Source organism: Calditrichota bacterium (assembly GCA_013112635.1).
In the GTDB taxonomy this organism is placed as follows: Bacteria; Calditrichota; Calditrichia; order Calditrichales; family J004; genus JABFGF01.
Window position 1 is genome coordinate 11814 of the sequence record JABFGF010000003.1, and the last position, 13076, is coordinate 24889.

Annotated in this window: 10 protein-coding genes; all 10 read left to right on the plus strand. The window is 36.9% G+C overall.

The window, feature by feature from the left end:
* The 10 genes from HND50_09350 (at position 1) to HND50_09395 (ending at position 12966) form a co-directional block, all read left to right on the plus strand.
* Positions 1-2547 carry a phosphoenolpyruvate carboxylase gene (locus HND50_09350; GenBank protein NOG45426.1) on the plus strand — a complete coding sequence of 849 codons (2547 nt, stop codon included), beginning with the start codon at positions 1-3 and terminating at the stop codon, positions 2545-2547.
* A gap of 51 nt (positions 2548-2598) precedes the next feature.
* Positions 2599-3594: a metal-dependent hydrolase gene (locus tag HND50_09355; protein ID NOG45427.1), complete on the plus strand. Its 996-nt coding sequence runs from the start codon at positions 2599-2601 to the stop codon at positions 3592-3594.
* Between the two features lie 177 nt (positions 3595-3771).
* Positions 3772-4722, plus strand: coding sequence for a hypothetical protein (locus HND50_09360; GenBank protein ID NOG45428.1), 951 nt, complete (start codon positions 3772-3774; stop codon positions 4720-4722).
* Positions 4723-4987: 265 nt separating this feature from the next.
* Positions 4988-6256, plus strand: a complete 1269-nt coding sequence (locus tag HND50_09365; protein NOG45429.1) for a galactokinase — start codon at positions 4988-4990, stop codon at positions 6254-6256.
* 2 nt (positions 6257-6258) lie between these two features.
* Complete coding sequence (gene galE, locus HND50_09370) at positions 6259-7236, plus strand: UDP-glucose 4-epimerase GalE (GenBank protein ID NOG45430.1); 978 nt, start codon at positions 6259-6261, stop codon at positions 7234-7236.
* 185 nt (positions 7237-7421) lie between these two features.
* Entirely contained in the window at positions 7422-8798 is a 1377-nt protein-coding gene (locus HND50_09375; protein ID NOG45431.1) for a Gfo/Idh/MocA family oxidoreductase, read from the plus strand.
* A 50-nt stretch (positions 8799-8848) separates the two neighbouring features.
* On the plus strand, positions 8849-10642 hold the full coding sequence (locus HND50_09380) for a Na+:solute symporter (protein NOG45432.1): 1794 nt from the start codon (positions 8849-8851) through the stop codon (positions 10640-10642).
* 5 nt (positions 10643-10647) lie between these two features.
* Complete coding sequence (locus HND50_09385; protein ID NOG45433.1) at positions 10648-11403, plus strand: NTP transferase domain-containing protein; 756 nt, start codon at positions 10648-10650, stop codon at positions 11401-11403.
* Positions 11396-12457, plus strand: a complete 1062-nt coding sequence (locus tag HND50_09390) for a GHMP kinase (protein ID NOG45434.1) — start codon at positions 11396-11398, stop codon at positions 12455-12457. The genes HND50_09385 and HND50_09390 overlap by 8 nt, the downstream gene beginning before the upstream one ends.
* 179 nt (positions 12458-12636) lie before the next feature.
* Complete coding sequence (locus tag HND50_09395) at positions 12637-12966, plus strand: hypothetical protein (GenBank protein NOG45435.1); 330 nt, start codon at positions 12637-12639, stop codon at positions 12964-12966.
* The last annotated feature ends 110 nt before the right edge of the window (positions 12967-13076 follow it).

A 13076-nucleotide genomic window follows, 5' to 3' on the forward strand; every position in this document is an offset into this window, starting at 1 on the left:
ATGAATAACCCAAAGATAGCAAAAGAGTTTGAAAAATTAGTAAAGAATAAGTTCAATGTTTACAACAGTTTATTTCTAAATCTTCCTTATAGGAAAATCAGCAACATAGGAATGCTTCTCCCTCTAATGCACCATGTGTGCAAGCAGGGGCTTGAGTCAGGAAAAGAGCCGCTTGAAATCCTGAATTCATTTTTCAGTAATCACACAGATATAAAACTGGAAGAAGAAATAATCGATTTTATGTTTCGGGTTATTCAATATGTTGAACGACAAGTTGTGCTTTATGATAGTGTTGAAGATTCGGCATTTAGCAAACTTCTAACTTTGAATAATCATTTATCACTCAAAGATTATATTTATCTATTGGGCAGTAAAAAAGATGGGGAAAATATATTAGAAAAACTGTCATCATTTAGTACACGTATCGTATTTACAGCTCATCCAACACAGTTTTACCCTCCTTCAGTATTGGATATCATAGCCAGGCTGCGGCTGCTAATTGAAAAAAATGATATCAATGAAATTGATCTTACATTGCAGCAGCTTGGATTGACATCCTTAATTAATTCGAAAAAACCGACACCATTTGATGAAGCAAAAAATATTATCTACTTCCTGCAAAATGTTTATTATGGTGCTGTAACGGAGCTATATTCTTATATCAAAAAGAGCGTGCAAAACCCTACTTTTGATAATCCAAATATTATTCAGTTGGGATTTTGGCCGGGTGGAGACCGGGATGGCAATCCTTTTGTTACGTCAGAAATAACAAAGGATGTTGCTGATGAATTACGCATGACTTTGATGAAATGCTATTACCAGGACATTAAAAATTTAGGGCAAAAACTGACCTTCAGGAAAGTAGAAGAAATTATAATAAAGTTGAGAACAAAGCTATACAAAACCATGTTCGATCCGGCAAAAGCAATAAAATTTGAAGAGATTATAAATCCGCTCAATAGTATAAAAAAGTTCCTTGTAAATAATTATAACAGTTTGTACCTCGAGGAGTTGGAGAATCTTATCGACAAAGTAAAAATATTCAGAACGCATTTTGCAGTACTCGATATCAGGCAAAACCACAGCGTGCATAAACAAACAGTCGAGGCGATTCTTAAAAAAGAAAAACTGATCAAAAATAATTTGGATGAACTGAAAAGAGATGAATTAATTTCAATTCTTCTGAATCATGAGATTCAAATAAACATTGATAAATTTGATGACGATATAGTAAAAGATACTATTCGCACAATTATAGAGCAGAAAAATATCCAGGGAAAAAATGGGGAAGAAGGTTGCAACAGATATATAATTAGTAATGCTGAAGATATTTTTTCTGTTTTATTTGTCTATTGTCTTTTAAGGTGGTGTTGCTGGAAAAAAACTAAAATAAATATTGATATTATTCCTCTGTTTGAGTCAATGGATGGCATGGCAAATTCCGAATTAATCATGAAAGAACTCTTTGAAATCCCTGAGTACCGATCCCATATTAGACATCGAAAAAATATTCAAACCGTCATGCTTGGTTTTTCCGATGGAACAAAGGATGGAGGATATCTACATGCAAATTGGTCCATTTTTAAAACAAAGGAGATTTTATCTGAACTTTGTGATCAATATGATATCAAGGCAATATTTTTTGATGGTCGTGGTGGACCACCTGCACGTGGTGGTGGTAAAACGCACGGTTTCTATGCATCACAAAGTCAAAAAATTGCCAACCATGCAATTCAATTAACCATTCAAGGACAAACGATTACAAGTAAGTATGGAACTAAACAACATTTTATCCATAACTGGGAGCAACTGCTAACTGCCGGATTATCCAATAGCTTATTTGAAAACGGAAACACTATTTCTGAGAGCTCAAGAGAAATAATTGAGGAGCTTGCCCGGTTAAGTTTTGAAAAATATAATGCCCTTAAAAACCACAAAATGTTTATACCATATTTGGAGAATAAAAGTACTCTAAAATATTACAGCGAAGCTAATATTGGTAGCAGGCCGACCAAAAGAGGAAACAAAGGAAAACTGGAATTGAAGGATTTGAGAGCAATTCCGTTTGTAGGTTCATGGAGCCAATTAAAGCAAAATGTTCCCGGTTATTTTGGCATTGGAACAGCAATTCAATCACTTGTAAATGATGGCAAAACCAATGAATTGAAGAATCTGTTTAAGGAAGTTCCGTTCTTTAAAGCATTAATTCATAACAGCATGATGGCTTTATCGAAATGTTATTTTGAATTAACCGGCTACATTGCTAAAAATAAAGAATTTAAAGATTTCTGGAACATATTATTTAATGAGTATAAACTATCAAAAGAAATGACTCTTCTCATCTCCGGTTATGATGTTTTGATGGAAGAAGAACCGGTTTCAAAAAGTTCAATCGAGATTAGAGAACAAATTGTTTTGCCATTATTAGTAATTCAGCAATTTGCCTTACAAAAAATTGAACAAGACTCCGAGCATAAAAATAAGTACGAAAAAATAGTTCAACGATCATTATATGGAAATATTAACGCAAGCCGAAACTCAGCTTAAATAATATTTTTAGTACTGTTGAGCCATTTAAAAAAAGAATAAAATATAATTATGGATATAGTTACCCAAGGTCTGCTGGGTGCAACAGTTGCACAAGCCGGAGCCAGATCTGATGAAGTGCGATTGGCTTCAATAGTTGGATTTATCTCTCCCTTACTGGCTGATGCCGATGCCTTAATTCAATCCATAGAAGATCCGCTTTTGTTTTTAGAGTATCACCGCCACTTCACTCATTCTTTTATGTTTATTCCTTTTGGGGCTCTACTTGCTTCATTATTGCTTTGGCCGTTTTTTAAAAAGAAACTATCTCCTAAACGCATCTATTTTTTTTCACTTCTGGGATATGCTACTGCCGGAATTCTGGATGCCTGCACCAGTTACGGTACTCATTTGCTCTGGCCATTTAACAATGATCGAGTTGCTTGGAGCATCATATCCATTTTCGATCCTGCGTTCTCTTTAGCATTAATAGCGGTAATTGCTTTTGGTGTTTTAAAATGTAAACCGCTTGCCGGAAGGATAGGCCTACTTTTTGCCGCCGCTTATTTATCACTGGGAGCAATTCAACATGATCGTGCTGAAACAATGGCTAATTCCCTGGCCCAACAACGCGGCCATATAGCAGAGCGATTGGTAGTGAAACCAACTATTGGAAACCTGCTGCTATGGCGTTCGATTTATCGGGCAGATGGATTGTATTATGTTGATGCGGTGCGAGTGAGTCTGCCGGGTGAAGGTAAAATTTTTCGCGGTGATAGTCTCCCTGCCTTTGATATCAAACAAGATCTCCCCAAACTTAATGAAAGCATGACGACATATCGTGACATTCGGCGCTTTGAACTATTCTCTGATGGCTATCTGGTTTGGCACCCGGAACACTCTGATGTACTGGGCGATATTCGCTATGCAATGGTACCAACAAGTACAAAACCTCTTTGGGGAATTAAGTTAAATTTTGATGAAGCAAATGGTCGGGTCACCTTTAATACATACCGGTCAAGGTCAGAAACAGGTCGTGAGATATTTTTATCAATGCTTTTGGACTAATTCGATAGAAAGATACTTATCACTTTGACTCTATTAAGATAAAATTACCAGATGATTAAATGTTTAAGAAAAAGTGCTATTTTTAACCTGTTTCAAGAGTTGACAATAAAATGTTGTTTGTTATAATTTGCTGAATAGATTAATTACAAAGTCAGTCCTACTCAAAATCCATTTCAAATGATAAAATTAATACAATTTAATAGAAATAGTTTAGAGCAACTAAGGCTTTTAAACGACAAAAACGGTGAGCAGATTACTATCCTGCCGGGATTTGGTAGCAGCCTGAATGAACTTGTACTTTCTAAAAAATCGAAACTATATAGTTTATTAGATGGAAATCCTTCAAAGAAAGAAATAGTTGGAGATAAAATTTATAAAGGCGCAAGATTGATTCCTTTTCCAAATCGCGTGGCTGATGGAAAATATGAGTTTGAGGGAAGTGTTTTTCAACTCGCCTGTAATGAGAAAGGTTTAAATAATGCTCTTCATGGATTTCTTTTTGATAAAGAGTTTACGATAGAAAATGTTGAAGAATCAGAATCCAGGGCAAAGGTAGAATTAGTTTATGACTATTCTGGAAATATTACCGGATATCCTTTCCCTTTTAAAGCGAAAATTATTTACTCCCTTTCGGAAAAAGATGGTTTTACTTGCAGTACAATGGTTAAAAATACAGGTGACAGTCGTATGCCTTTTGGGGATGGTTTTCATCCTTTTTTCACTTTTCACTCAAAGGTTGATGATTTGTGGTTAAAATTGCCCGTAGATCAAAAAATAATTATTAATGAACAGATGGTTCCTACAGGTGAAAGAATTGATTATAAAAATTTTCATAAATTGAGCCCTATTGGTTTGAGTGAATTTGATTCATGTTTTTCTGTTCAAAGCGGAGAACAAATCCTGTCTACAGAATTATATAATCCAGGATCAGAAGCTACAATTCGATTATGGCAAGAAACAGGTCCGGACAAATATAATTATTTACAAATTTATATTCCTCCTCATCGTAATTCTATCGCAATTGAACCAGTGACCAGCAATGTTAATGCTTTTAATAATAAAGAGGGATTAATCGTACTTGAACAAGACCAGCATTTTGAAGCAAAATATGGAATACAATTGGTTTAGCTTATGTGGAAGAAAGAAATGAAACAATATATATTAGCCCAAAAAAAGAAGATCGAGATTGATAAATGGTGCGAGGGCTGCTCAATAACAAAAGACCCTGGTCAGGAATATATTATATCATGGATCCTTCAGAATGGAGCATGGTTTCGTCAGGCCTGGGAAATGTCCTTATGTAAAAACTGCAGTTTATCTTCTGAATGTGGCCATGAAGTCAGGCAACAATGTTCTTGTTTTAAAGAATAAAAAAATATTAGATAAGTGAATTATGAATGTTTTAGATAAAGCCTTACTTAAAATATATGGCAAGAATGATATAATTCTTAAAAACCAGCAAAAACGTTATAGACATCTCGCGGATATTTTTAAACAGAAGTTTGGTGATAATGAACTCCATTATTTCAGTACTCCGGGTAGAACAGAGATTAGCGGTAATCATACTGATCATAATAATGGCAGAGTGCTGGCGGCAAGTATTAATCTTGACTCAATTGCTGCTGTTACAAAAAACAATGAAAACAAAGTTATTTTGTATTCAGAAGGATTTGATGATCCTTTTATTGTTGATTTATCACAACTAAAAATTATTCAGGAAGAAAAGGAAACAACTTTTGCATTGATTAGGGGAATTGCAGCACGCTTTAAGCAGTTGCGATATGAAGTTGGCGGTTTCAATGCCTTCATGACCAGTGATGTTTTACCAGGATCGGGACTCAGTTCATCGGCCTCGGTAGAAATACTGATTGGAACAATATTCAATGCCTTGTATAATGAAAATACTATTTCCCCGGAAGAACTGGCAAAAATTGGGCAGTATGCTGAAAACGAATATTTTGGAAAACCTTGTGGATTGATGGATCAAATGGCATGCGCTGTTGGTGGGATTATTTCCATAGATTTTAAAGATCCGGAAAACCCAATTGTTGATAAAATCGATTTTGATTTTGATGCCCGACAATACAGTTTGCTGGTTGTTGATACAGGAAGCAGTCATGCCGACCTAACTGACGACTATGCTAATATTCCAAAAGAAATGAAATCAGTAGCGGAGGCATTAGACAGTACTGTTTGCCGTGAAATTGAGTACGAAGAATTAATAACAGAAATAAAATCTTTACGAAATCAGATTGGTGATCGGGCGCTTCTACGTGCAACACATTTCTTAGCTGAAAGTGAACGTGTCTGGGATCAGGTTAGGGCCTTAAAAACGGGAAACTTTCAAGAGTTCTTGAATCTGGTAAAAGAGTCAGGTAATTCTTCATTCAAGTGGTTACAAAATATTTACTCAGCAAAAAATGTTCATGACCAAGGCGTCTCCCTGTTTCTGGCAATTACTGAAAAGTTTATTTCCAAAATTGGTGAAGGAGCGTGCAGGGTTCACGGTGGAGGTTTTGCAGGGACTATGCAAGTCTTTTTGCCAAATAAGTCAATTGAAGAATACCGGCAATTAATAAAAAAAGTTTTTGGAGAGAACAAGGTAATGGCTTTGAGTATCCGCGCATTTGGAACAGTTTTTTTAAGTGACTTGGAAAATTAACTATGAGTAATATCAAAAATGTTTTGGTTACAGGCGGCGCTGGTTATATAGGCAGTCATATCGTTCAGCAATTGTGTGATGAGGGTTTTTCGGTAACGGTGTTTGATAATTTTTCACTTGGTTTGCAAGAGAATATTGATACACGTGTTGCAGAAGTAATTAAAGGAGATATTATAAGTGATGGTGACTTGAAAAAGGCATTTGCCAAAGGTATTGATGTTGTCTTTCATTTTGCTGCCTGGAAAGCAGCTGGCGAATCAATGGCCGACCCTGCAAAATATGCAAAGAATAATATTTCCGGAACCATCAATCTTCTTAATACCATGCTTGCAAATAATACAAAACATATTGTTTTTTCATCATCGGCTGCAGTGTATGGTAATCCTCAATATTTGCCTATTGATGAGAAACATCCGCTGGATCCGACAAATTATTATGGCTATACAAAACTGTGTATTGAACAAAACCTGGCCTGGTACAGCCGGCTCAAAAACATTCGCTACAGCGCCTTGAGATATTTCAATGCCACGGGATATGATATCAGTGGAAAGATTCGTGGCAAGGAAAAAAATCCTGCCAACCTTTCACCAATAGTAATGGAAGTTGCCTGCGGTATGCGTAAAAATATGCTGGTATTTGGCGATGATTATGATACAAAAGATGGTACTTGTATCCGGGATTATATCCATGTAAATGATTTGGCAACTGCTCATATTTCAGCCATGAAATACATTTGTGAAAAAGACGAAAATCTAACTGTCAATTTGGGAACAGGTAATGGTAATTCGGTTTTTGATGTAATAAAATCTGCAGAAAAAGTTGTTGGTATAAAGCTTGATTTCGAAATTACCGGGCGCCGTCCTGGTGATCCTGCTGAATTAGTTGCAAGTTCTGATAAAGCACTGAAACTATTAAACTGGAAAGCCAAACACTCAGATCTTGAAACCATTTTTAAAACAATGAAACCTGTTTATCTTTAAAATGAATTCAATTTGTTGAGGAAATGTATTTTTCGATAGCTTTCCCTTCCCACTTTCAAAAGCTTTTCTCAATAAATTTTACTTTATTTTACCAACGTTACATTCGTTGCTCGCTGGCTAAAGAAGTTTACTTTAATTATATTTTCATTTTTCCAACCCATATGATCAAAACAAAGGACAAGAAAATGGATGACAATAAAGCAGAAATTACTTTAGATCAAAGTCGTAGAGATTTTATAAAAAAGACAGTTTCTCTTGGTGTCGGTGTAGGCCTTGCAGGTGTAGCGATTAATAGCTGCTCGCCTAAAAAGTATGCAATTGCAACAAAGCCAGGGTTGCCAAAAATTGATCCGATTCCTGTTGTGAAAATTGGATTTGTTGGTGTTGGAATGCAGGGATCCGGCCATGTTCATAATTTTCTAAATATTGAGGGTGTAGAGATTAAAGCAATTTGTGATATAATTCCGGAAAAAGTTGAAAAGATGCAAAAGCTGGTTGTGGAAAAAGGACATCCAAAACCAATGGGATATTCCAAAGACGAACATGATTTTAAACGAATGTGTGAAACAGAAGATTTGGATTTAGTTTTCACGGCGACACCTTGGAATTGGCATGTTCCGGTAATGATAGCAGCGATGAAAAATGGTAAACACGCTGCTACGGAAGTACCTGCCGCAGTAACAATTGATGAATGCTGGGAGATGGTTGAAACGGCAGAGAAATATCAGAAGCATTGTGTAATGATGGAAAATTGCAATTATAATCGTATGGAAATGTTAATATTTAACATGACCCGGAAAGGTCTTTTTGGAGAATTGATTAATGCAGAATGCGGATATTTGCATGATTTACGAAAATACAAGTTGGGCGGTTTATACGAAGGAGATTGGCGTGTAAAACATTCAATTGACAGAAATGGAAATCTTTATCCAACGCACGGCCTGGGTCCGGTTGCGCAATGTATGGATATTAATCGCGGAGACCAGTTTGATTACTTGGTGTCAATGAGCAGTAATTCACGAGGGCTTGGCTTGTATGCCAATAAAGAACTTGGCGCAGATCATGAATATTCAAAACAAAAATATGCCTTGGGGGATGTAAATATTAGCTTAATCAAAACTGTAAAAGGCTTAACAATAACCCTGTATCATGATACGAATCTGCCTCGCCCATATAGCAGAAAATTTACAATGCAGGGCACTAAAGGAATTGCGGAAGGTTGGCCGCACCGTATTCATATTGAAGGGAAAAGCCCCGCTCACAGATGGGAAGAGCTCGATTCATATTATGAAGAGTATGAGCACCCGCTTTGGAAAAAAGTTGGGAAGGATGCTTCCTGGGCAGGACATGGCGGCATGGATTTTATAGAAGATTATCGTTTAATTCGGGCTTTGCAAACAGGAACGCCAACAGATATGGATGTATATGATGCAGCCGCGCAAAGCTGTGTTTCTGAATTGACAGAAATTTCGGTAGCAAACAAAAGCAAGCCGGTAGATTTCCCGGACTTTACAAGAGGGTTATGGAAAACAAGGGAAAAGCTGCCTATTATAGAACCTTAAAATTAACGTGGAAATTGAAACCGGAATTTATTATTCCAAAGGAAAACATTATGACGCTTCAATTGATTGACTGGGTTTCAATTATTGGTTTTTTTGCTATTTCATTGGGTATTGGTCTTAGTGTGGCCAAAAGAGCCGGATCCAACACAGAAGAGTTTTTTGCTTCAGGGCGAAGTATGCCATGGTGGTTGCTGGGTGTTTCAATGGTTGCTACAACCTTTTCTGCAGATACACCAAACCTGGTGACAGATCTTGTACGCCAGCACGGAGTTTCCGGCAACTGGATGTGGTGGGCATTTTTACTAACCGGCATGGTCACAGTTTTTATATATGCAAAGCTTTGGCGCAGATCGGAAGTGTTGACAGATGTCGAGTTTTATGAGCTCCGTTATAGTGGAAAGGCTGCTGCATTTTTACGAGGTTTTCGGGCACTCTACTTAGGCATATTTTTTAATGTAGTGATTATGGCTACTGTACTTTTGGCAGCTATAAAAATTGGCGGTGTAATGCTGGGGTTAACCCCTTTCCAGACAATTTTTTGGGCATCGCTAATAACGGTGGTTTACAGCATGCTTGGTGGTTTACGCGGCGTGCTTATAACAGATTTTATTCAATTTTCGATTGCGATGATCGGTGCCGTGTATGCAGCATATATCGTTGTAAATTTACCGGAAGTTGGCGGGATTGAAAACCTGCTTGCCAATCCGCTTGTACAAGGTAAAATTTCCCTTTTGCCGGACTTCTCTGATACAAACTTATTAATGACAGTATTGATAATTCCTATTGCCGTTCAATGGTGGAGTGTATGGTATCCCGGAGCCGAGCCTGGTGGCGGTGGCTATGTTGCCCAAAGAATGCTGGCAGCAAAAGATGAAAAAAATGCAATGGGAGCTACCCTCTTTTTTAATCTTGCACATTACGCTTTGCGGCCATGGCCTTGGATTTTAGTTGCCCTTGCCTCACTTGTGGTTTTTCCGGATTTAGATTCTTTGGGAAAAGCTTTTCCAAACATTGATGCCGGTATTTTGAAAAATGATTTAGCTTATTCGGCGATGTTAACTTACCTGCCTGCAGGAATTTTGGGAATTGTAGTTGCGTCTTTAATTGCGGCCGTAATGTCAACGATTTCTACCCACTTAAACTGGGGTGCGTCTTACGTTGTAAACGATTTTTATAAAAGATTTGTTAAACAAGATCCGAGTGAAAAGGAACAGGTTTTGGCCGGGCGACTTACGATTCTTGTTTTAATGATTTTAGCAGCAATTCTTGCTTTATTTCTTAGTAATGCTTTGCAGGCTTTTCATATTTTGCTCCAAATTGGAGCCGGAACCGGGTTGCTGTTTTTATTACGCTGGTTTTGGTGGCGAATCAATGCGGCCAGTGAAATAGCGGCGATGGTTATATCATTTTTGGTTGCAATATATTTCGAGATTGTTCACCCGGAATTAGGTTTACCGGAAATAATTGAATGGCAGCGCCTGGTGATTGGAGTAGCAATTACAACAATTGGATGGGTTACTGTTACATTATTTTCCAAACCGACTGATCAAGAAACTTTGTTCAACTTTTGCAAAAAAGTAACACCGGGTGGTCCCTGTTGGAAAAGGATTCTGGAAATTGGCCGCAAAGAAGGACATGATGTTGATGCATTACTGTCTGAGAAATGGGATATGCCTTCAAGTTTGTTAGGTGTATTTTTAGGGTTGCTTGTAATTTACAATGGTTTATTTGCAATCGGTTTTTGGTTGTATGGCAATATTTTTGCCGCATCCATTACAACAGTGGTTTCGATACTTTCTTCAGTATTTCTGATAAAATTATGGGCAAATTTTCGGGTTAGATGAGCTTGATGGAAAAACAGAAAACTCGCGCGCTTATTTTAGCTGCCGGCAAAGGAACCAGGATGAACTCGTCTGTAAGCAAGGTTTTACATACAATTCTGGGTAAAACAATTCTTGAGTATGTTGTGGAAGCTTTAGAGTTTTCATCAATTGAGAGAATTGGAGTTATAGTTGGAAGCCACAATATTGAAGAAGTACGCAAAGTTCTTAATGACCGTGTAGATTATATCGTTCAGCGCCAGCAATTAGGAACCGGGCATGCAGTAATGTCTGCAACGGATTGGCTGAAAGAGTTTAATGGCAGCTTGCTAATTATGGTTGGTGATGCTCCTTTTATCAATTCAAAAATCATTAAACAAATACTCACAAAACAGCAGACCGGCAATAAAGCTGTTTGTTTTTTAACGGCGGTATCAAAAAACCCGCTTCCATGGGGAAGGGTTGTCCGCGATAAAAATGGAAAGGTTCTGCGCATTGTTGAAGAAAAGGACGCTACCATCGAAGAGAAAAAAATTCGTGAGGTGAGTTCTTCACATTATTGTTTTGATTGGCAAAGTTTAAAACAAGCCCTGGCTGAAATCGATAATAATAATGTACAAACCGAATATTATTTGCCGGATGTAATAAAAATCTTGGTAAAAAAAGGGCTTGATGTTGAGACAGAAATCAGCAATGACTTTCTAACTTCATTTGGTATAAACACTCCTGCTGATCTGGAATTTGCTGAAAGTCAAATGAAATCAATCGGGCAAATTAATGATTGAAGTAGCTGCTCCGGGACGAATTGGTTTGTTTGGTGAACACCAGGATTATTTGGGTTTGCCCACAATTACAGCGGCAATAAATCTAAAAGTAAGCATTCAAGGCAAGCTACGAAATGATAATCTTTTTAAAATTTATTTACCGGATATTAAAAGTTCAGAACAATTCAGTATTCCGCAAAAGAATCAACAGCTTTCATACATAAAAAAACGCGATTATTTTCGTAGTGTATTCAATGTACTTCTTCGCAATGGTGCGAGATTTGAAAACGGTTGGGACTGCACGGTACAGGGAAACATACCTATAAATTCAGGCACTTCATCATCTTCTGCCTTATGTGTTGCCTGGACACGATTTTTAATTAAAGCCAACTCCATTCAAAAACCAGAGTTTATTGATCCTGCTTTTATTGGCCGTTTAGCATATTTAGCAGAGGTTGAAGAATTTGGTGAACCAGGCGGGATGATGGATCATTACGCCAGTGCTGTTGGGGGAGTTTTGTATCAGGATTTTGCAAAGAAAACAAACCTACAGAAATTACCGGTGAAGTTAGGTACTTTTGTTTTAGGCGATTCCCTTGAAGCGAAGGATACTCTCGGAATTTTAAATCGTGTAAAACTTGGAGTTTTGGAAGCGGTAAATATAATAAAGAAAATTGATAGCGATTTTGAATTGGAAGATTGTTCGTTAAGTGAAATTAAAAATCATAAAACAATACTATCAAAACTTCAAACAGAACTACTTCATGGGGCTGTCATAAATCGAGACATCACAAAGGACGCTTTGGAATTGCTCAATTCAAAACACTTTGATGAAAAACGATTTGGCTTATTAATGACTGAGCATCAAAAAATTTTAAATGAAAAATTGAAGATATCCACACCAAAAATTAATCAAATGTTAAAAGCTGCAATTAATGCTGGAGCTTATGGTGGGAAAATCAATGGTTCTGGTGGAGGCGGATGTATGTTTGTTTATGCACCGGAAAATGCTGAAGAAATAGCAAAAGCAATCGAAGCTTGTGGTGGTAAAGCATACATAATAACTATTTCATAAAAAATTCTATTTTCTCTGAATCATCCGCACTAATTATTCTCATACAAACCTCAAAATAAATCAAATGTCCACAATGAAGTCATTCATTCGTCTTAAGGGTAAATAACTTTCAGCAATTAATTTAGAAATATTGGCTAATTACAAAAAGTTATAATCATTAACTAAACCCAGGAGAAAATATGGCAAAATATATATTTGTTTACAAGGGACCAGCAACAGATATGAGTGACATGTCTGAGGAGCAAGGCAAGGCAATAATGGATGCCTGGAATGCATGGATCCAAAAGACAGGTAGTTCTTTGGTTGATGTTGGACAACCAATGGCAAATGGTGTTTCATTATTGGATAATGGCAGCGAAGGTACAGCGGCTTTGCTAAACGGATATTCTATTGTTCAAGCTGCTGATATTAATGCAGCAAAAAGCCTGGCGGATGGACATCCTTTTTTAAGTGAAGGGAAAGGCAATTTTGCAATTGATGTTTTTGAGCTAATGGATATTCCGATGTAATTTTTTATATCACAAACCCCGATGTTTATTCGGGGTTTTTTGAGCTTATATTCAACTTATTATTTATGATAATTCCGAAAGAAAATAAAAACAATAGTTAATAAAATTCA

Coding starts and splice junctions, on each gene's coding strand:
- HND50_09350 (NOG45426.1), top strand. CDS start 1: ATGAATAACCCAAAGATAGCAAAAGAGTTTGAAAAATTAGTAAAGAAT.
- HND50_09355 (NOG45427.1), top strand. CDS start 2,599: ATGGATATAGTTACCCAAGGTCTGCTGGGTGCAACAGTTGCACAAGCC.
- HND50_09360 (NOG45428.1), top strand. CDS start 3,772: ATGATAAAATTAATACAATTTAATAGAAATAGTTTAGAGCAACTAAGG.
- HND50_09365 (NOG45429.1), top strand. CDS start 4,988: ATGAATGTTTTAGATAAAGCCTTACTTAAAATATATGGCAAGAATGAT.
- galE (NOG45430.1), top strand. CDS start 6,259: ATGAGTAATATCAAAAATGTTTTGGTTACAGGCGGCGCTGGTTATATA.
- HND50_09375 (NOG45431.1), top strand. CDS start 7,422: ATGGATGACAATAAAGCAGAAATTACTTTAGATCAAAGTCGTAGAGAT.
- HND50_09380 (NOG45432.1), top strand. CDS start 8,849: ATGACGCTTCAATTGATTGACTGGGTTTCAATTATTGGTTTTTTTGCT.
- HND50_09385 (NOG45433.1), top strand. CDS start 10,648: ATGGAAAAACAGAAAACTCGCGCGCTTATTTTAGCTGCCGGCAAAGGA.
- HND50_09390 (NOG45434.1), top strand. CDS start 11,396: ATGATTGAAGTAGCTGCTCCGGGACGAATTGGTTTGTTTGGTGAACAC.
- HND50_09395 (NOG45435.1), top strand. CDS start 12,637: ATGGCAAAATATATATTTGTTTACAAGGGACCAGCAACAGATATGAGT.